The organism is Streptomyces sp. NPDC097981, assembly GCF_040302565.1.
GTDB lineage: Bacteria > Actinomycetota > Actinomycetes > Streptomycetales > Streptomycetaceae > Streptomyces.
On the sequence record NZ_JBEORW010000008.1, the window covers coordinates 170,935 to 189,281 of the forward strand.

The window sequence follows — 18,347 nt, forward strand, 5'->3', positions numbered from 1 at the left end:
GCGGGGCAAGGGGGGAGGGGTGCGGGCGGGGCGACGGGCTCAGTCATGCGGTGCCGCGCCGTGCTCGTCGATCAGCGCCGCCAGCCGGTCGAGCCCGTCCTCGATCCGGTCGGGGTCCAGGGAGCTGCACGAAAGCCGCAGTTGGCGCCCGGCCCGTTCCTGGTCGCTGAAGTGGCGCATCGGCGTGAAGAGCACCCCGTGCCGGACGGCGGCCTCCTCGACCAGGGCGTCGGTCACCGGGAACGGCACGTCGAGCACGACGAAGAAGCCGCCCGCGGGGGTGATCCACCGGATCCCGGGCATCCGGGCGAACCGCCGGTGCAGCCCCTGGAGCAGACAGCGCAGGTTGCGCCGGTAGACGTCGATCTGGCGGCGGTTGGCCTCCAGCAGGCTTCCGCCGTGCTCCAGCAGCATTCCGCCGACCAGCGCCTGCGTCACCGGCGGGGTGTTGACGGTCAGCATGCTCTTGGCCCGGGCCAGCTCGTCGGCCAGCAGCGCCGGTCCGCCCGCCCCCGTGACCCGCTGGTCCGCGACGGCGAAGCCCACCCGGGCGCCGGGGAAGCAGGTCTTGGCCAGCGAGCCCAGGTAGACGACCCGCTGCCCGGTGTCGAGGGCCTTCAGCGTCGGCGGCCGGGAGCCGTCCGCCACCCGGAAGTACCCGTACGGGTTGTCCTCCAGCAGCAGCACGTCCTCCTGCTCCGCGACCTCCAGCAGCTCCCGGCGCGTCCCCGTCCCCAGGGAGTGGCCGCTCGGGTTGGAGAAGTCCGGCACCAGGTACAGCGCCCGGGGCCGCTCCCCGGCCGCGCGGACCTCGCGGATCCGCTCGCGCACCTGCTCCGGACGCACCCCGCGGGGGCCCTCGGGCACCGACCGCACCGGGAGGTCCAGCAGCCGGGCCGCGCCCGTCAGCCCGACGTACGTCGGGTCCAGGGCCAGCACCACGTCCCGCGGGCCGGCCTTCAGGGCGCGCAGCACGAGCCACAGCGCCTCCTGCGCGCCCACGGTGACCAGGACGGCCTCTGGGTCGCAGACGATGCCCTCGTCCCGTTCGAGGTGACGGGCGATCAGCTCGTGCACGACGCCCTTGGTGCGGCCGTACTGGAACAGCTCCCGCCGCACCCCGGCCGCGTCGTAGCCCTTGTCCGCGGTGAGGTGGTGGATGTACGTGTCGAGGTAGCGGTGCAGGTCGGACGGGTCGAAAAAGTCCTCCGTCGGCCGCCCGGGGGCGAAGGAGACGGCCTCGGGGAACCGTCCCGCGATCTCGTTGAGGAAGGTCATGGACAGCAGCGCAGGGTCCGCGAGGGACGCGTGCAGATCGGCCCGGTCCAGGGCCACGGCCGTGCGGGTCACCGGCCCGCCCCCAGCGTCGTCAGCCAGGGGGCGTCGGCGGGGGTGCCGCAGCCCGACAGCTCCAAGGCGGAGCGCAGTTCGGCCGCCAGCAGCCCCAGCACCCGGGACACGCCCTCCGCGCCGTCCGTGGCCAGGCCCCACAGGACGGGGCGGCCCAGCAGCACCCCGTCCGCGCCGAGCGCCAGAGCCTTCAGGACGTCGGTCCCGCCGCGGATCCCGCTGTCGAGCAGCAGCCGGCAGGACGGCGGGACCGCCTCCCGGACCGCGGACAGCATGTCCGCGCTGGCGACCGCGCCGTCGAGCTGGCGGCCGCCGTGGTTGGAGACGACGACGGCGTCCGCACCGGCCGCGGCCGCAGTCGCGGCGTCACCCGGATCGAGGATCCCCTTGACGATCAGGGGCAGTCCCGTCTGCTCCCGCAGCCGGGCCAGGTCGTCCCAGCCCAGGGCGCGGGCGAAGGACTCGGCGGTGTGCTCCGCCACCGCGCACGTCCCGGCCCGGCGCTCGGCGGCCCGGCCGGTAGTGGCCGGGTCGAGGTGCGCGGCCGCCACGCCCGCCGGCAGGGCGAAGCCGTTGCGCAGGTCGCGCAGGCGCCGGCCCATCGAGGGGACGTCGACCGTGACCATCACCGCGGCGCAGCCCGCGTCCTCGGCGCGCCGCACCAGTTCGGCGGTGAGCCCCGGGTCCCGCTGGCAGTACAGCTGGAACCAGGTGACCCCGCCCAGCGCCGTGATCTCCTCCACCGGCACGCTGCTCAGCGTGCTCAGGGTGAACGGCACCCCGGCGTCCGCCGCTGCGCGGGCCGTGGCCAGCTCGCCCTCGGGGTGGAGCAGCCGCTGGTAGGCCATCGGCGCGACCGCCACGGGCAGGGCCGCCCGGCCGCCCGGGAGTTCGGCCGACGTGTCGCAGCCACCGGGGGCCGACAGGACGCGGGGGACGAGGCGGATCCCGTCCAGGGCGGCCCGGTTGGCGGCCAGCGTCAGCTCCTCGCCGCTGCCGCCCGCGATGAAGTCCCAGACCTCCGGGGGCAGGGCACGGCGGGCGGGACCGGCGAAGTCCTCCAGCCGGACCGGGACCGGCGCGGTGTCGTGACCGGCGCTCACCGCAGGACCTCTCCGGCGCCCAGGCGCTCGGCCTCGACGGCCTCGTACAGCGCCTTGATGTTGCCGTTGCCGAAGGTGCGGGCGCCGAACCGCTCGATCACCTCGTGGAAGAGGGTGCGGCGCGGGTGGGTGGAGCGGGTGAAGATCTGGAAGAGCTGCCCGTCGTGGTCCTCGTCGACCAGGACGCTGATGCGCTGGAGCTCCTGCGTGGAGTGCCGGGCCAGGTCGAGCCGGTCCGCGAGCATCGTGTAGTAGGCGTCGGGGACGCTCAGGAACTTCACGCCGCGCTCGCGCAGCGCCCCGACCGCCCTGACGACGTCCCGGGAGGCGAAGGCGATGTGCTGGACGCCCGCGCCGCCGTGCTCGGCGAGGAACCGGTCGATCTGTCCCGGCTCGCGGGAGGTGTCGGGCTCGATCAGGGTCAGGGTGACCTCGCCGGAGGCACTCTGCACCACCTTCGAGTCCATGGCCTGCGCGCCGACCCGGATGAGCTCCTGGAAGATCATGCGGAAGCCGAGGACGCGGGTGTAGAACTCCACGGTCCGGGCGAGTTCGCCGGCGGGCAGGCAGACCGCGAAGTGGTCGAGTTCTTCCAGGAGTTCGCCGTCCGCGTCCGGTGCGGCGGCGTCCGGCAGCGGGGTGAACCCCGGGGGCAGCCCGGCCGGGTTCGGCTCGACGAGGGTGTGCACGACGTCGCCGAACCCGGCGACCACGGCCCGGGTGCGGCCGTCGGGGTGCCGGCGCGGCACGGCCAGGGGGACCGCACCGCGGGAGACCGCCTCGTCGAAGACGGCGGTCACGTCGGGCACGCTCAGCGCGATGTCGGCGACGCCGTCGCCGTGGGCCAGGACGTAGGCGGCGCCCGGGTGGTGCGGCGAGCGGGCCTGGGTGAGGACGAGGGAGATCCGGCCCTGGCGCAGGAGCAGGGACTCCGCGTCGGCGGACGCGGCGCGGGCGACCGCACGGAAACCGAAGCGGCCGGTCATCTCGGCCGCCGCCGACGCGAGGTCGGCGACGTAGGACTCGACGTGGCTGATGCCGAAGGCGGGGGAGAAGGTCATGGAGCTGCCGTTCGTCATGGGGCCGCCGTCCCTCGCGGGGCGGCGGACACGGAGAGGACGGGGGTGGGGGCCGCGGCGGCCCCGGTCGTCAGGGAGGTGATCCGGGCGGGCAGGCCCCCCCACACCTCCGGGGTGTAGAAGTGGCCGCCGGGCAGGACATCGTGGCGGAACGGTCCGTCGGTCAGCGCCGCCCAGCGCGGACCTGCGTCCTCGCCGATGACCGGGTCCGCGTCCCCGGAGAACACCTGGAGCGGGACGCCGGTCCGGGCGCCGGGGGTGTGGGTGAAGGTGTCCCGGGCGGCCAGGTCGGCCCGCATCAGTTCCACGGCCATCTCGGTCAGTTCGGGCTCTTCGAGGACGTGCTCGGGCAGCAGGCCGTGGGTGCTCATCCAGCCGAGCAGCTCTTCGTCGCGCTGTCCCTGGGCCAGGAACCGGTCCCGGTCGGTGACCCCGAGGTCCGGGGCGTTGCAGGCGGAGACGACCAGGGCGCGCGGCGCGGGCGCGCCCGCCGCGGCGAGCCGTACGGTGACGTCGAAGGCCATCCAGCCGCCCATGCTGTGCCCGAACAGGACGTACGGGCCCTGCCCGGCCACCGCCGCGACCCCGGCGGCGGCGTCCGTCGCGAGCTCGTCCCAGGTCCGGGCGAACTCCTCGGCGAACCGCCCCTCGCGCCCCGGATAGCAGACGGCCACCAGGCCGACGCCGTCCGGCAGGGCCGGGAGCCAGTCGTGGAAGGTGGCGGTGCCCCCGCCGCAGAAGCCGAGGCAGACCAGGGTGGGCGAGCCCTCCGCGGTCTCCTTCAGGCGCACCGCGGTGGTGTCGAGGACGCTCACGAGGCCTCCCCGGCGGCCAGGGCGTGCACCGACTGCGCGTGCCGGGCCAGGTCCGCGAGGACGGGGAAGCGGTAGACGTCCTTGGTCCGCAGCGCGATCCCGGCGTTCTTCTTCAGCCGGGACACCACGCGCAGCGCCAGCAGCGAATGGCCGCCGAGCGCGAAGAAGTTCGCCTCCGCGTCGACGCCGTCCCGGCCGAGGACCTCGGCCCACACGGTCGCGATCAGCTCCTCCAGCGGGCCCTCGGGGGCGCGCCCGGAGGACTCCGGCCCGGCTGCGGGGGCCGTCGGCAGCGGCGGCAGCGCCTCGGTGTCCACCTTGCCGTTCGGCGTCAGCGGGAGCGCGTCGACCGTGACGAAGACGGACGGGACGAAGTACGCGGGCAGTGCGGCCCCGCAGTGCCGGCTCAGCTCCGCGTCGGTCACCCGGGCTCCGGGAGCCAGGACGCAGTACGCCGCGAGGAGGGTGTCGCCGTCCGGCCCGGTCCGGGCCACGGCGACGGCCGCCGCCACGGCCGCGTGGCCGCGCAGCCGGTCCTCCAGTTCGCCCGGCTCCACCCGGAAGCCGCGGATCTTGAGCTGCCGGTCGGTGCGGCGCAGGAACTCCAGACCGGAGTCGACCCGCCAGCGCACCAGGTCGCCCGTGCGGTACATCCGGCTGCCGTCGGCGGTGAAGGGGTCCGCGACGAACCGCGAGGCGGTCAGCCCGGGCCGGCCGACGTAGCCGACGGCCACGCCCGGACCGGCCAGGTACAGCTCGCCCGTGGCGGCCGGCCGCAGCCCCTCGTCGAGGACCAGGGCGCGGACCCCGGCCAGCGGATCGCCCAGGCGTGGGGCGGCCCCGGTGATCCGGGTCGCGGTGGCGTCGACGGTGCACTCGGTCGGGCCGTACAGGTTCCAGGCCTCCACGGCCGGGTCCTCGGCCAGCGCCCGCCACATCGGTACCGGCACCGGCTCGCCGCCCAGCAGCAGCCGCAGCGGACGCCCGGGCCGCAGCCGCGGACCGGTCAGCCGCCAGTGCGAGGGGGTGCAGTCGAGGTCGGTCACGCCGTACGCGTCGAGCAGCGCGTCCAGCCGGGCCGGGTCCGTGCGGTCCTCGTCGTCAAGGACGACCAGGGTGTCGCCGCGGCACACGCGGACCCACTGCTGCACGGACGCGTCGAAGGACAGGCTGGCGTTCCAGGCGACCACGCGGTGGCCGGACGGGTAGACGCCCCGCTCCTCCAGGCTCGCGACGAGGGCGGCGACGCCGGCGTGAGTGACCTCCACACCCTTGGGCAGTCCGCTGGAGCCCGAGGTGTGGATGACGTAGGCCGCGGTGGCCGGGTGCCCGGCACGGCCGGACGGCTCCGCGTCGGCCTGCGCGGCAGGCGCCGCCGTGTCCGGGTGCGCAGTGTCCGGGGCGGCGGCCGTGTCCGGGTCCAGGACCGGCAGGCCCTCGGCCCACTCGGCCGCGGCCCCCGCCGGCGCGACCACCGCACGCAGCCCGGCGTCGGCCGCGATGTGCGCGAGCCGCTCGCCGGGGTACGCCGGGTCCAGCGGGACGTAGGCCGCACCGGCCCGCCACACCGCCAGCGGGGCCACGGCCCAGCCCGTGCCGCGGGGCAGGCTCACGCCGACCCGGTCGCCCGGGCGGACGCCGAGCGCGCGCAGCGCCGCCGCCAGCCGGGCCGTGTGCCCTGCCAGCTCCTCGAAGGTCAGGGCACCGTCCGCGGCGTGCACCGCGGCGCGGCCGGGGAAGGTCCGGGCGGTCTCCAGGAACCGCTCCACCAGGTTCGTCGGCTCAGCCACGGGACACCGCCGCCACGGTTCCGGCGCGCGGGGCGACGGTCGGGGCGCAGTCCGCCACCGCGACCGGGTCGCCCATGGCGACGACGATCCGCCGGTCGCCGCGGAAGGGGTCGCGGCCGTGCGCGATCAGGACGTTGTCGACGATCAGCAGGTCCCCCGGCTGCCAGGCGCGGCGCACGGTGGCCCGCTCGTAGGCGGCGTTGACGGCCGCCAGGTCCGCCTCCGTCAGCGGGACGCCGTCACCGAGACCCGTGTCGAAGGGCAGCCCCCCGGGGCCGAGTTCGTCCAGCAGGACCTCGCGCAGTTCCTCGTCCAGCGAGAAGCGGTTCCAGAACGCCATGTGGTTGAACCACACTTCGTCGCCGGTCTGCGGGTGGCGGACGATGCCCGGCCGCACCTGGCTGGTGCGCAGCGTGCCCTCTTCGTCCCAGGCGCAGGCGATGGCGTTCTCGGCGCAGTACGCCTCGACCTCCTCGCGGGTGGTGGCTCCGAAGGCGGACTGCCAGGCGACCGAGAGGGTCTCCGAGTAGGTGCGGGTCAGGACCCAGCCACAGGCGCGCATCCGCTCGACCAGAGCGGCGGGGAGCGAGCGCAGCACCTCGCGGCAGTCGGTGACGGGGGTCGCGCCGCCCTCCTCGGGGGCGGTCAGGCAGCCGAAGAGCAGCAGGCCGGGGAAGGTCAGCGTGTAGCTGTTCTCGTTGTGCGGGCGGATCGCCTGCGCGGCGGGCAGGTCGGTGGAGGAGAAGACGCCGGAGCCGAAGTCGCTGCGGGGGGTGGCCTTCTCGCGGTACGGGGTGGCCCGGCGGATCAGCTCGTCGCGGACGACGGCGAAGTCGTCGACGCTGCGGACCGGCAGCCCGCTCACGTAGACGGCGCCGAACCGGTCGAGTCCGGCGCGCAGTTCGGCGCGGTGCTCGGCGAGCCAGTCCCGCGCGGCGGCCGCGTCGGCCAGCTCGGGGGCGTGGACGGTGGCCGGGGCGCCGGGCTCGGTGAGCCAGTCGAGGACGCCCGCGAAGGGGACGGCCTCGGCAGCGGTGGCCTCGGCGGCGGTGGCCACTGCGGGGGTGGTCGGGTGCGGGCTCATGCGGCACCACCCGCGGTCGGCGCCTGCGCGGCGTGACGGAGCTCCAGGGTGCAGCACTTGACGCTGCCGCCGCCCTTGAACAGTTCGGACAGGTCGACGCCGATCGGCGTGAAACCGCGCTCGGCCAGCCGGTCCGCGAGCCCGCGGGCGGCCTCGGCGAGCAGGACGTTCCGCCCGTCGGAGAGCGCGTTCAGCCCGAAGACCTCGGCGTCCTCCTCCGTGGCCAGCAGCGCGTCCGGGTACAGCTCGCGCAGCACCGCCTGCGACTCGGCCGAGAAGGCACCGGGGAAGTACATGATCTCGTCGTCGTCGAGCACGGCGAGGGCGGTGTCCAGGTGGTAGAAACGCGGGTCGACCAGGGTCAGGCCCACCACCGGGGCGCCGAGCACCCGTTCGGCCTCGGCGTGCGAGGCCGGGTCGGTGCGGAAGCCGGTGCCCGCCAGGATCCGCGATCCGGCGACCAGGTAATCGCCCTCGCCCTCGTTGACGTGCTCCGGGGCGACCACCTCGGCGTAGCCGTTGGCCTCGAACCAGGCCTGGTAGGCGGGGGCTTCGGCGGCGCGCTCGGGGTGGCGGAAACGGGCCATCAGGACGCGGTCGCCGAGCACGGTGGCACCGTTGGCCGAGTAGACCATGTCGGGCAGCCCCGGGACCGGGTCGATCAGGTCGACCGTGTGCCCGAGCTCCTGGTAGAGGGCGTACAGCCGCTCCCACTGCAGGACGGCCAGGTCGGTGTCGGTCGGCTTGGCCGGGTCCATCCAGGGGTTGATGCGGTAGTCGACGGTGAAGTGGGACGGGCGGCACATCAGGTAGTGCCGGGGACGGGCGGTGCGCTGGACGGTCATCGGCTCAGACCTCCCCGAGGGCGGCGACCAGACTGGCCGGACGCAGATCGGTCCAGGTCTTCTCGATGTGGTCCAGGCAGTCCTGGCGACCGGCCGGGCCGTGGCCGGCCGTCCAGCCGGCGGGCACCTCGATCGAGGCGGGCCACAGGGAGTGCTGGTTCTCCTGGTTGACGAGGACGAAGTAGGTGGCTTCGTCGTCCTCGAAGGGGTTGGTCACGGGTGCTCCTGTCACGTCGTGGTGGGGATCGCGCCGGGTCGCGCGAGGCTGGTGGATCCGGTGGCGAGGTGCCAGCCGTGGAAGGGGGAGGGAGGTGCGAGCACGCGGCGGCAGATGGCCAGGGCGGCCTCCGCGGCGGTCGTCCCGGGCGTGGCCACGGTGAAGAGTCCGAGGTCCACACCGTGCGGACCGCTCCGCACGCTGATGTGCTCCAGTCGCTCCCCCGGGCGGGCCGCGCCCCAGAGCAGGCGGAGCAGGCGGCCGTCGTCCGCGGGACCGGGGCCGTGCCCGGGCGGGACGAGAGAGACGAGGGTCAGCTCCACGCGCCCGGGTCAGTCCCAGATGAGGCCGTTGGCGACCGCGCCGGGGGCGGCCGGGAGGGGTGCCGAGGCCGCCCGGACGGTGCCGGCCCCGGCCGTGTCCGCACCGGACGGCCCGCCGGCGGTGAGCGCGAGCGCGGCGCAGGCCACGGCCGCGGCGACGGCCGCGGCGGCGCTGCGGACCGGACGGACGGCGGTGTGGACGCGAGAAGTCATGGAGGTGCCCTCATCGGGAGTGGGGAAGGGGTGCCGAGCGGCACACCTCCATCCTGGCCAAGGTGTTGACCTGGGGGAACGGGTTCAGGGGTGGCGGAAGCGGCCAGGACGCTTTGGGACAGCCGCCCCCGGCCGGGGCCTCGGCCCGCCCGCCCGCCGAGGCCCCGTCGACGGCCGACCGGAGCCACGTTGACGCGCGTAGAGGGCGCATTTATGTCACGTAGATCTCCGGCAGGCAGGCTGCTCGCAGATCGACGGGGGCGACCGCATGCGAAGAGGGGAACCGATGTCCGTGACGCTCGACCTGGAGGAGCTCGACCAGACGGTGTACGAGGAGGTGCTGGCCCGGCCCGACCTGGGCCTGGCCGAACTCGCCGCCCGTCTCGGGGTGGAGCCCGACCGGGTCCGCGACTGCCTCGACCGGCTCTTCGCGCTGCGCCTGGTCCAGGCGTCCTTCGAGGTGCCCGGCCGCTTCACCGTCGTCGACCCGGTCCTCGGGATGCAGCGGCTCCTGGACCAGCAGCACGAGGAACTGATGCGCCGGCACCGCCAGGCCGCGGGCCACCAGCAGGCCCTGGTCCGGATCCTCGCGGGCGCCGGCTCCGGCGGCCGCCCGGCCGAGGGCGTCGAGCGGCTGGCCGGACTCGACGCCGTGCAGCGGCGGTTGGAGCGCCTGGCGCTGGAGGCCAGGACCGAGGTGCTGACCTTCATGCCGGGCGGTCCCCAGTCCGCGGCCGCGCTGGAGGCCGCCGAACGCAACGATGCCCTCGTGCTCGGCCGCGGCGTCGCCATCCGCACCATCGGGCTGGACCTCGTACGGGAGGATCCGGGCACCCTGCTTTACAGCCGGGCGCTGCTCGCGGGCGGCGGGGCCTTCCGTACCGTCGCCGCGCTGCCGACGCGGATGGTGCTGGTCGACCGGACCCACGCCCTCGTGCCCATCGACCCGGCGGACAGCCGCCAGGGCGCGCTGTTCCTCTCCGCGCCCGGCATGATCGCCCCGCTGGTCGCGCTCTTCGAGCGGGAGTGGGGCGCGGCCGTACCGTTGGGCGCGGATCCGTCGGAGGCCGTGTACGTACCCACTGAGCAGGAGCGTTCCCTGCTGGGCCTGCTGGCCGAGGGCCACACCGACGAATCCGCTGCCGGACAGCTGCACATCTCGGCCCGCACCGCCCGGCGGATCATGGCTTCGCTGATCGAACGGCTGGGCGCCCGCAGCCGGTTCGAGGCCGGGCTGCGCGCGGCCCGCCTCGGATGGGTGTGACCCGGACGCGGTCCCTCCCCGCCGCCGGGCGTGCCCGGCCGGGCCGCCGCCGCGACCCATTCCGATGGGATGGTCATATGAACCGCTTAGGATGACGCTCCGTACATCGGCGGGCCAGGACAACTGGGGACCAACCGCCGTGTGGAGCTGTGCGCGCGCACAGGGGGAACTCGTGAAATTCTTCGTGCTCGGATCCGTGGGCGTGTCCCACGGGGGACCGGTGCTGACCGGTGGACCGCCGCAGCAGCAGGCTACCCTCGCCGTCCTGGTGCTCCGCGCGGGCCATGTCGTGCCGTTGCACGAACTGACCGCCGCGGTCTGGGGGGAGTCCGCCCCGGGCTCCGCGGTGATGATCCTGCGGACCTACGTCTGGCGGCTGCGGAAGCTGTTGGAGGGCGGGGAGTCCGGGAAGGCCGGGGCCCAGATCCTGGAGTCCGCGAACGACGGATACCGGCTCGCGGTGCCGCCGGGCTCGGTCGACGCCGTCCGGGCCGAGGAGCTGGCCGCAAAGGCCGCGCGCGCCCACGCGGCCGGGGAGCTGGAGGTCTGCGCCGAAGCCCTGGCCGGGGCCGGGTCCCTGTGGCGGGGCGAGCCGCTGGCCGGGGTGCCGGGGCCGTTCGCCGAGAGCCAGCGCTCGCGCCTGGCGGAGCTGCGGCTGCACCTGCTGGAGGAGGGCCTTGGGGTGGACCTGCTGCTCGGGCGGCACGAGCGGGCCGTCCCCGAGCTCACCGCCCTCATCCGCGAGGAGCCGCTGCGGGAGCGCCCGTACGGGCTCCTGATGCGCGCGCTGTACGCCGCGGGGCGGCAGGGCGACGCCCTCGCCGTCTTCGGCCGGGCCCGCGAGGTGCTGGCCGACGAACTCGGCCTGGACCCGGGCCCGGACCTCCGCTCCCTGCACGCCCGCATCCTGTCAGGCGACCCGGCCCTCCTCCCAGCACCGGCGTCCCCGGCCCCAGGACGCGAGGGCAAGCCGCCCGCACGGCTCCCGGCCGCGCCCTCCGACGCCGCGCCGACGGCACCCGCGGGAGCGCACGGTGTCGCCCCGGGCGGCGCACCGGCTTCCGGCGGCGCGCCCGCGGGACCCGAGGGGTTCCCGGCGGCGTCCGCCGGGGCTGGCGGGGCACCGGCCGGAGTCGCGGGGGTGCCCGCCGCCGGGCCGGCGGGGGCGTACGGCATCGGTCCGGCCGGGGTGCCGGGGACCGCTGTGGCGGGGGCGCACGGGACCGGGGCCGCGGCAGCCACCGGGGTTCCCGGGGTTCCCGAGGCCTTCGAGGCTCCGCGGGTCGGGGACCCGGGAGCCGGCCATGCCGGGATGCAGGACGGGGCCCGGGCCGCGGTGTCCGGGGCTGCCGTAGCGCCTGACCTCGCGCGCGGGCAGGGCGCGGCCGGGTACGTCCGGCCCGCCCAGCTCCCGGCCGACATCGTCGACTTCAGCGGCCGTGCCGCCGAACTCGCCGCCCTCACCGGCGCCCTGACCGACCCGTCCCGCACCGCCCTGGCCGTCGCCGCCGTGAGCGGGATGGGCGGCATCGGCAAGAGCGCCCTGGCCCTGCGGGTCGCGCACCACGTCAAGGACGCCTACCCCGACGGCCAGCTCTACGCCGACCTCCGCGGCACCGGCAGCGACCCCGCCGACCCCGGCACCGTCCTGGCCAGCCTGCTCGGCGCCCTCGGCGTGCCCCGCCGCGAGGTGCCGCCCTCGACGGAGGACCGTGCCCGGCTCTTCCGTACCGTCCTGGACGGCCGCCGGCTGCTCCTGCTGCTCGACGACGCCCGGGACATCGCCCAGGTCAAACCGCTGCTCCCGGGCGCCGCGGGCTGCGCCGTGGTCGTCACCAGCCGGGCCCGCCTGGGCGGGCTGCTGTCGGGACGCCACGTCCAGCTCGCGGAGTTCACCCCGGCGGAGGCGCTCGGGCTGCTGCGCCAGATCGTCGGCGCCGACCGGGTGGACCGGGAGGAGGAGGCCGCGGCCGCGCTGGTCGAGGCCTGCGCCCGGCTGCCGCTGGCGGTCCGCATCGTCTCCGCCCGCCTCGCCGCCCGGCCTGGATGGACCGTCGCGCACCTGGTGGCCCGCCTCGCCGACGAGCGGCGCCGGCTGACCGAGCTGCGGGCCGACGACCTGGCCGTCGCTGCCGTCTTCGAGCTGGGCCACCGCCAGCTGACCGGGCCCCAGGCGAGCGTGTTCCGCCGGCTCGCCCCGGTCTCCCGGCCCGGCATCGGGCTCGCCGCGGCGGCCGCCGCCCTGGACCTGGCCGAGCCGGAGGCCGAGGAGCTGCTCGAAGCCCTGGTGGACGCCGCCCTGCTCGAATCACCGGAGCCGGGCCGCTACCGCCACCACGAGCTGGGCCGGGACTTCGCGCTCAACCTGCCCGCCCCGGCCGGTGAGCCCGGCCCGCCGGTGCAGCACCGCCTCCTGCACCACCTGCTGGGCATGGCGGCCGAGGCCTTCCAGTGGATGATCCCCGGGGACCCGGTGCACCGCTCGATCGTCGCGGCGGCCGCCGAACCGGGGGAGGGACGGCTCGCGGACCTGACCGAGGCCCGCGCCTGGGTCGTCGCGGAGTTCGACTGCGCGCTGCACGCCGTCCAGCTCGCGGTGCGGCGACCGGACGCCGCGGACACGGAGCAGCTGACGATGGCCGCCGACCTGCTGGTCGCGCTCAGCTCGTTCGGGCAGGACATCCCGTACGCGCGGATCACCGCGACCGCCGCCGAACTGGCCCGGGCCGCGACGCTGCGCGGCAACGACCGTGCGGCCGGGCGCGCCTACTTCCTCAGCGGGAACGCGGCGCTCCAGGCCACCGATCTGGGCCGGGCCCGCGCCGCCTCCGAGCTGGCCGTGCGGGCCTGCCGCCGGGCGGGCGACCGGGCGATCCTGCAACAGGCGTACAACGACCTCGGGGTGATCGCCCAGTTCGAACACCGCTTCGGCGAGGCGGCCGATTGCTTCGACGAGGCTCTCGTCCTGGCGCGGGAGCAGGGCCACCGCTCGGGCGCCCTGACGATCACCCTCAACGCCGCCCTGGCCCGCGTCCGCGGCGGCCGGGCGGCCGAGGCGCTGCCCGCGTGCGAGGAGGCCCTGGAGGCGCTGCGGGAGATGGCCGACGACCACGGGGTCGCCCACGCGCTGTGCGTGCGCGGGCAGGCCCTGCACGAGCTCGGCCGGCTGGAGGAGGCACTGGCCGCGTACGGGGAGTGCCTCGACCTGTGCGACGCGGTCCGGATCCCGGGCCAGCGGGCGCAGGCCGACTACCGCAGCGCCCGGACGCTGAGCGACCTGGGCCGGACCGGGGAGGCGCTGGAGGCCTCCGCCCGGGCCGTGGCCCATCTGCGCACGGTGCCGGGCCGGGGCCGGGACCGCGGCTACGCCCTGCTGATCCACGCCCGGGTCTGCCTGGCGGCGGGCCGGCGCGAGGAGGGGCTGAGGCACGCGGGCGAGGCGCTGGAGGTGTTCGAGCGGGCGGGCCTCCCGGAGGCCGAGGAGGCCCGCACCCTGCTCGAGCCGCGAGTGGCGGTCAGGCCTTGCTGTTGAACTCGTCGTGGCCCAGCCGCGGGTGGGGCCTGGTGGCGTCGTCGGCCGAGACGCTCGTGCCGCGGTCCGCGGTGAGGACGGGGGCGCCGGCGGTGGCACCGACGGCGAGCAGCGCGACGAGCGCGGCGGGGACGAGGAGGGCCAGACGGCGCGTGACGGACGTGCGGATGTGCGGCACGGTGGATCCTGTCTGTCGGTCCAGGTGCCGTGTGAGGTCCCTGGCTGGCTTGCGGGCGGTTCTGCCGAGGAGACTCGCAGCCGTCCATCTACGTTTCATATACGTCGGCGGCCGCCTCCTGCAGCAGCGGCGGAACCATGAAAGACGGTCGAGTCTCACGTGTTGAAACGGCAGGGTGACGCGGACCCGGATCAGGGGCGATGACCCAGACCGCGGGTCCTTGCGCCCGCCGCGGTTCGGAAGAGGATGCGGGCCTCCCGCTGCCCGTTGACTGGAGGTCAACGAGAAGTCCGGGAGGCCCTGTACGGATGTGCCGTCACGGGCGGAGCGCCGCGCCGAACGTGTGTGCGGGCACAGGGCCGGTCACAGCTGTCCCTGGTCCTTCAGGACTCGGCGGGCCTGGGCGAAGAGCATGCCCACGTTCACCGTCTTGCGGCAGACGACGACGGCCACGACCTCGTCGTCGCTCTCCACCCTGAGGAAGAGGTGCGTGAGGTTGTCGCTGTTGACGAGGATCTCCTGGAAGTAGTGGCGGTCGCTGATGACCCCGCGGCGCTCCTTGAAGATGCCTTCGATCATCAGTACGTTGCGGCCCTGGAACAGGTCGAGGGTGGCCGCCGCCAGCATGTCGAGCACCTCCGGCGGATGTGAGTCGACCGTTTCCACCGACAGCAGCATGCCCGTGGACATGTCGATGACTCCCGCGGCCACACAGTCCGGTACTTCGGATCGCAAGGCCTTGACGATGCTCGCGACCCGCCCCGCCATGGTCTGCGGTCCTCGCGATTCCGACCCGCTCATCGTGCTCCTTCTTCGGTTCCGTCGGTCTGTCCCGCTGCTCCGTATCGCGGAGGGTCCGCGTCCGCGGCGGGTTCGGTGAGCAAGGTGGTGAGGCGTTGCGCGGAGGCCTGCGCCTCGGTGTGCAGGCGGGTGATGTCCATGCCCGCGTCGCCGAGCACCCCGATCAGCGCCATCTCGCCGAGGGCGTGGGTGACGAGGTAGCCGTCGGTGAACCGGGACACCGTGTGGTGGAGCATGCCCCTGCTGGTCATGGAGCCTGCCCGGCGGGCGATGTTGAGGGTCGCCGCGGTGAGGGCGGCCAGGCTCTCGGGTTCCGCGGTGTCGTCGGTCTCCGCGGTGATCAGCAGGCCGTCGACGGAGGCCACCACGACGTCGGTGACGCCGACGACCTGGTCCCTCAGTGTCCTCGCCTCTGCTGCCAGCTGGGCTTTCCTGGTTGTCACTGCTCTCCTGTCGTGTTGGTTCATGTGCGTGTGCCGCCGACGGCGGTCGAGGGTGTCCGCCACCGGTACGTCCTGCGCGGCGCCCCGTCGGAGGCCCTAGTGACCGGCAACCGGCCTGAGCGGCAGGACGTCGTTGACGCCGCTCGCCCCCGGCAGCCGGCGCGGCAGGCCGCCCGCAGTGGTGGCGGGTCCGACGAGGTGGTCCTTGGGCCGGGCGGGTACCGCCGCTTCGACCAGCCCCTCCATCAGCAGCCGGGACACCTCCACCGTGACGGCGTACAGGCTCCGGCCGAGGAGGAACGCGATGTCCCTGGCGCTGCGCCGGCCGTTGAGCCGGAGCAGGATCTCCCGACGCTCACCGGCGGCCGCGATGTCCAGTGCCGCGGTGCCGGCCTCGGTCCGGCTCAGCCGGGTGCGGAAGGGCGAGAAGGGGTGTCGGCGCGAGACGAGGGCCCGGATCCGCCGTTCCGCCTCACGTACCAGCCAGTCGGGTTCGATGGCCTGGGGGGCGGCCAGTCGACAGCCGTTTGCGCCTCGTTCCAGGCTGAAACCATCGATCCTGCCCATTCCCACAGCGAGGGCTCCATCCAGCGCGGCCGCCACGCATATCAGCTGTAATTCCGCGGCGCCGACCAGTTTCCGGGCGATGAGCTCGGCTCCGATGGGACTTCCTGCGGTACTGGACTTCGTCGCGGATTCCCAGTCCGCCTCACGGATACGGCCGGATCGCAGGAGCAGGGTTTCCGCCCCGGGCGCACCCGGAGAGGTCACCTCGACGATTGCGCCGCCGCTGAGATGGAAGGATCCGCCAGGATCCCCGGCCACCAGCAGTGTTCCGGAGGTCTGGTCGAGCGGCGCCTCGGTCAAAGCCCTGGCGAGTTCCAGCCCCATCACCGGCGACGGTTTCCTGAAGGCCGGTCCATCAATTTCTGACATTCCCCTGCAATCGGCCGCAACTTTCCATGGATTCCCGTAACTGAAAATCCTGATTCGTCAGCCCGGGATGAGATGGTCAGCCTAAAGGATTAATGCCCGGCGGGTGGCTTGACGTCCGTTTATTCTCGACAAGTGAACTGTTGTGACTGTTTAAATCCTATTGGTTTCGGATTTGCCTGCTTTGACCGGAGGGCCTGCGCCTCCCTGCCCCTGTTTCGAGCGCGGCGGGCATGGGGAGGGCGTCCCGTCCGCCGAGATCGGGCAGGCTCAGGTGTCGAGGGCCACCGCGTCGACGGGGGCCTGGGTGACCTCTCGCGGGGCGTTGAACCCGTAGCGATCCACGGGCACGCCACACACCCGAAACCAGGCACGGCCGGCACGGCCGGTGCGCGGCTCACCTGCGTCAACGTGCCCTTCAGGCAGGCGACTCCACGCACCGACCGCACCGACCGCACGGCGATCACCCGATGACGCCCCCCGTCCGCGCCGGCAGGCTCCTCGTAGGGGCCTGCCGGCAGTCGGGTGACCAAGGGTCAGTTGACGTTCACACCGGACCAGGAAGCGGCAACCGTCTGGTATTCGACGGAGGTTGCGCCGTACAGGTCGCCCGCCGCCTTCAGGGTCGCCGTACGGGCGCCCTGGTAGTCGGTGGTGGAGGTCATGTACACGGTCAGTGCGCGGTACCAGACCTGGAGGGCCTTGTCGCGGCCGATGCCGGTGATGGAGGAGCCATTGGAGGTGGGGCTGTTGTAGGCGACGCCGTTGATGGTCTTCGCTCCGCTGCCCTCGGACAGCAGGTAGAAGAAGTGGTTGGCGACGCCCGAGGAGTAGTGGACGTTGAGGCTGCCGACACCGGAGGACCAGTAGTCGGCGGAGTTGCCGTCCTTGGAGGGCTTGTCCATGTACCGCAGCGGCGTGCCGTTGCCGTTGAGGTCGATCAGCTCGCCGATGAGGTAGTCGCCCTTGTCCGCACTCAGGTTGGCGTTGAACTCCACGCCGGTGCCGAAGATGTCGGAGGTGGCCTCGTTCAGGCCGCCGGACTCGCCGGAGTAGTTCAGGCCGGCGGTGTTCGCGGTGACGCCGTGGCTCATCTCGTGTCCGGAGACGTCCAGTTCGGTCAGCGGGTGGGTGTTGCTCGCGCCGTCGCCGTACGTCATGCAGAAGCAGGAGTCGCTCCAGAACGCGTTGACGTAGTTGCGGCCGTAGTGGACCCGGCTGTACGCGCCGACCCCGTCGTTGCGGATGCCGCTGCGGCCGAAGACGTTCTTGTAGAAGTCCCAGGTGGCCGCGGCGCCGTACTGGGCGTCGACCGCCGCGGACTGGCCGTTGGCGACGGTGCCGTCGCCCCAGGCGTTGTCGGTGTCGGTGTACAGGGTTCCGTTGCCCCCGGTCTTGTTGGACAGGTTGACGGAGTACTGGCCGCCGCGCGTGGCGTCCTTCAGCTGGTACGTGGAGCCGGTGTACTCGGTCGTCAGCGGTACGGAGCCCACGAACACGCCCTTGCCGCTGCCGGTGGCGCCGGCGGTCTGGACGCCCTCGTGGACGGAGAGGACCTCGCTGCTCGCGGCGTCGGTCACGATGCGCTGGCTGCTGGGGGTGCCGTCGGCGCGCATGCCCTCGACGAGGGTCTCGTACGCGAGTCGCGGGGTGCCGGAGGCGGCCCAGACGACCAGGCGGGGGGTACCGGTCCGGTCGACCGAGGTCAGGGCCGGCTCGTCGGTGTCCTTCGCGATGCCGACGGTGGCGTTCACGGCGCCGGTCGCCTGGGCGGCGGCCTGGCTCGCGGAGAGCTTCGGGGAGAGCGAGGCCGGAGCGATGGAGTGCTGGACCGCCTTGTCCACCGACTTCACGGCGCCCTTGGCGTCGTGGTGGACTATCAGGTCGCCGCCGAGCACCGGGAGGCCGTTGTACGTGCGCTCGTAGCGCACGTGGCGGCTGCCGTCGGCGTCGGTCACGACGTCCTTGACGACGAGCTTCTCCGCGTTGCCCAGTCCCAGGGCACGGGCCGTGGCGGGCGCGTCGCTGCCGGCCTGGGCGAGCAGGGCGGCGTGCTGCTGGGCGGGGGCGCCGGCGGGGGTGGGGGCGGCCTGCGCCAGCCCGGCGCTGACCTGGATGGCGCCGGCGAGCAGGGCCGAGGTGGAGAGGACGGCTCCGATGGCGAGCTTTCGCTTCACGTAGGTTTTCCTTCTGGATCCAACCGCGTGTGCGCGGTCGCGCCTCGCTCCGGGGCACCGGGGTGAGTGCTCGCAGGGGGCGGAACGGGCGCTGTCGTGCTGCTCCGTACGGTTGAGCGGCACCTGCCGGAGGCGATTGACCGGCGGTGCGCCCGTACCGAGGCTGTCGGAAGCATGACAATGCGCTGGATCGTAAGAAC

Annotated in this window: 17 protein-coding genes; 2 read left to right on the forward strand and 15 right to left on the reverse strand. The window is 74.2% G+C overall.

The window, feature by feature from the left end; translation table 11 throughout:
• Positions 1-39: 39 nt before the first annotated feature.
• Genes ABTY04_RS10715 through ABTY04_RS10760 form a run of 10 tightly spaced genes read right to left on the reverse strand, consistent with a single transcriptional unit; the run spans position 40 to position 8,819 of the window.
• Positions 40-1,350, reverse strand: coding sequence for an aminotransferase-like domain-containing protein (locus ABTY04_RS10715; RefSeq protein ID WP_352212990.1), 1,311 nt, complete (start codon positions 1,348-1,350; stop codon positions 40-42).
• A complete protein-coding gene (locus ABTY04_RS10720; protein ID WP_502996606.1) occupies positions 1,347-2,453 on the reverse strand; it encodes an alpha-hydroxy acid oxidase in 1,107 nt (368 codons plus the stop codon). Before ABTY04_RS10720 ends, ABTY04_RS10715 begins: the two co-directional genes overlap by 4 nt.
• Positions 2,450-3,532 (reverse strand): 4-hydroxyphenylpyruvate dioxygenase, encoded by a 1,083-nt coding sequence (gene hppD, locus ABTY04_RS10725; RefSeq protein ID WP_352212991.1) that lies wholly within the window; start codon positions 3,530-3,532, stop codon positions 2,450-2,452. The genes ABTY04_RS10720 and hppD overlap by 4 nt, the downstream gene beginning before the upstream one ends.
• A complete protein-coding gene (locus ABTY04_RS10730) occupies positions 3,529-4,347 on the reverse strand; it encodes a thioesterase II family protein (RefSeq protein WP_352212992.1) in 819 nt (272 codons plus the stop codon). The genes hppD and ABTY04_RS10730 overlap by 4 nt, the downstream gene beginning before the upstream one ends.
• On the reverse strand, positions 4,344-6,137 hold the full coding sequence (locus ABTY04_RS10735; RefSeq protein WP_352212993.1) for a non-ribosomal peptide synthetase: 1,794 nt from the start codon (positions 6,135-6,137) through the stop codon (positions 4,344-4,346). The genes ABTY04_RS10730 and ABTY04_RS10735 overlap by 4 nt, the downstream gene beginning before the upstream one ends.
• The gene (locus tag ABTY04_RS10740) at positions 6,130-7,221 is read right to left on the reverse strand and encodes a TauD/TfdA family dioxygenase (protein WP_352212994.1); all 1,092 of its coding nucleotides are present in this window, start codon (positions 7,219-7,221) and stop codon (positions 6,130-6,132) included. The genes ABTY04_RS10735 and ABTY04_RS10740 overlap by 8 nt, the downstream gene beginning before the upstream one ends.
• Positions 7,218-8,066, reverse strand: coding sequence for a dimethylargininase (ddaH, locus tag ABTY04_RS10745; protein ID WP_352212995.1), 849 nt, complete (start codon positions 8,064-8,066; stop codon positions 7,218-7,220). Before ddaH ends, ABTY04_RS10740 begins: the two co-directional genes overlap by 4 nt.
• Before the next feature lie 4 nt (positions 8,067-8,070).
• Positions 8,071-8,283: an MbtH family protein gene (locus ABTY04_RS10750; protein ID WP_352212996.1), complete on the reverse strand. Its 213-nt coding sequence runs from the start codon at positions 8,281-8,283 to the stop codon at positions 8,071-8,073.
• An 11-nt stretch (positions 8,284-8,294) separates the two neighbouring features.
• Positions 8,295-8,606: a hypothetical protein gene (locus ABTY04_RS10755; RefSeq protein WP_352212997.1), complete on the reverse strand. Its 312-nt coding sequence runs from the start codon at positions 8,604-8,606 to the stop codon at positions 8,295-8,297.
• A gap of 9 nt (positions 8,607-8,615) precedes the next feature.
• A complete protein-coding gene (locus ABTY04_RS10760; RefSeq protein WP_352212998.1) occupies positions 8,616-8,819 on the reverse strand; it encodes a hypothetical protein in 204 nt (67 codons plus the stop codon).
• Positions 8,820-9,105: 286 nt separating this feature from the next.
• On the opposite strand from ABTY04_RS10760, the gene ABTY04_RS10765 reads away from it, so the two are divergent.
• Together ABTY04_RS10765 and ABTY04_RS10770 are read left to right on the forward strand one after the other, a co-directional pair.
• On the forward strand, positions 9,106-10,083 hold the full coding sequence (locus ABTY04_RS10765) for a LuxR C-terminal-related transcriptional regulator (RefSeq protein ID WP_352212999.1): 978 nt from the start codon (positions 9,106-9,108) through the stop codon (positions 10,081-10,083).
• 172 nt (positions 10,084-10,255) lie between these two features.
• Positions 10,256-13,615 (forward strand): AfsR/SARP family transcriptional regulator, encoded by a 3,360-nt coding sequence (locus ABTY04_RS10770; protein ID WP_352213000.1) that lies wholly within the window; start codon positions 10,256-10,258, stop codon positions 13,613-13,615.
• Here the strand turns inward: ABTY04_RS10770 and ABTY04_RS10775 are convergent.
• From ABTY04_RS10775 to ABTY04_RS10795, 5 genes are all read right to left on the reverse strand, one after another.
• Entirely contained in the window at positions 13,599-13,793 is a 195-nt protein-coding gene (locus ABTY04_RS10775) for a hypothetical protein (protein ID WP_352213001.1), read from the reverse strand. The genes ABTY04_RS10770 and ABTY04_RS10775 overlap by 17 nt on opposite strands.
• 363 nt (positions 13,794-14,156) lie before the next feature.
• Entirely contained in the window at positions 14,157-14,594 is a 438-nt protein-coding gene (locus ABTY04_RS10780) for a hypothetical protein (RefSeq protein WP_502996607.1), read from the reverse strand.
• Positions 14,591-15,037, reverse strand: coding sequence for a roadblock/LC7 domain-containing protein (locus tag ABTY04_RS10785; RefSeq protein WP_352213002.1), 447 nt, complete (start codon positions 15,035-15,037; stop codon positions 14,591-14,593). Before ABTY04_RS10785 ends, ABTY04_RS10780 begins: the two co-directional genes overlap by 4 nt.
• A gap of 96 nt (positions 15,038-15,133) precedes the next feature.
• A complete protein-coding gene (locus ABTY04_RS10790; protein ID WP_352213003.1) occupies positions 15,134-15,931 on the reverse strand; it encodes a MarR family transcriptional regulator in 798 nt (265 codons plus the stop codon).
• A gap of 575 nt (positions 15,932-16,506) precedes the next feature.
• On the reverse strand, positions 16,507-18,147 hold the full coding sequence (locus ABTY04_RS10795; RefSeq protein ID WP_352213004.1) for a M4 family metallopeptidase: 1,641 nt from the start codon (positions 18,145-18,147) through the stop codon (positions 16,507-16,509).
• Positions 18,148-18,347: the final 200 nt, after the last annotated feature.